Source organism: Psychrobacter sp. 4Dc, from assembly GCF_002836715.1.
GTDB lineage: Bacteria > Pseudomonadota > Gammaproteobacteria > Pseudomonadales > Moraxellaceae > Psychrobacter.
Window position 1 is genome coordinate 1 of sequence record NZ_PJAT01000083.1, and the last position, 996, is coordinate 996.

Genomic DNA, 996 nt, shown 5'->3' on the forward strand with positions numbered 1-996 from the left:
AATCTCTACCCCAAGAGACCGTGATAGCAGCTTTGAGCCTGTACTCGTTAGTAAGCATCAAACCCGTATCTCAGGTCTCGATGATAAAATCATATCGTCACTACAGGCATAGCCTTCCGTCTTGCGCTTCGGGCAAGTGTGCCCCACACACTTGCTTATCCTCGCTCATACGCCAAGGGTCAAACCACCACTGAGATCGTAGAGAGCATTAAAGAGCTCTACGATGTCGACATCTCAAGCTCTCTTGTCTCAAGAGTCACCGATAACATATTAGAGGACATCACCGCTTGGCAGAACCGGCCGCTGAGCAGTGTTTATCCTATCGTCTATCTAGACTGCATCGTCGTCAAAGTACGTCAAGACAAGCAGATCATCAACAAAGCCATTTACTTAGCCCTAGGCATCAATCTTAGCGGTAAAAAAGAGCTGCTTGGTATGTGGCTCTCAGAGAATGAAGGCGCTAAGTTCTGGCTAGGTGTTCTTACCGAGCTTCAAAACCGCGGGGTACAAGATATCCTCATTGCCTGTGTCGATGGCTTAAAGGGCTTCCCCGATGCCATCAACACGGTTTATCCCAAAGCCAAGGTTCAGCTGTGTATCGTACACATGGTGCGCTATTCAATGAATTTTGTGCCGTGGACGGATAAAAAGGCCGTAGCGGCTGATTTAAAGGCCATTTACGGCGCTGATACCCTTGAGATGGCAGAGGCCAATCTTGAGCACTTTGATGAGACTTGGGGCAAAGATTACCCGCACGTGGTCAAGTCTTGGCGCAATAACTGGGAGGGCTTAACGGTGTTCTTCGAGTATCCTAAAGACATCAGAAAAGTGATTTATACCACCAATGCGATAGAGTCGCTAAACAGTGTGATTCGGACGGCAGTGAATAAGCGTAAGGTGTTCCCATCTGATCAGGCAGCATTCAAAGTGGTGTACTTAGCCACCCAGCAGGCGTCTAAAAAGTGGTCGATGCCAATCCGTAACTGGACGTCTGCT

At 48.4% G+C, this 996-nt stretch carries 1 pseudogene; it reads left to right on the forward strand.

Going from position 1 to position 996, the window contains the following annotated elements:
- A pseudogene (locus CXF61_RS05020) lies at nt 1–996 on the forward strand (IS256 family transposase); the annotation flags it as partial.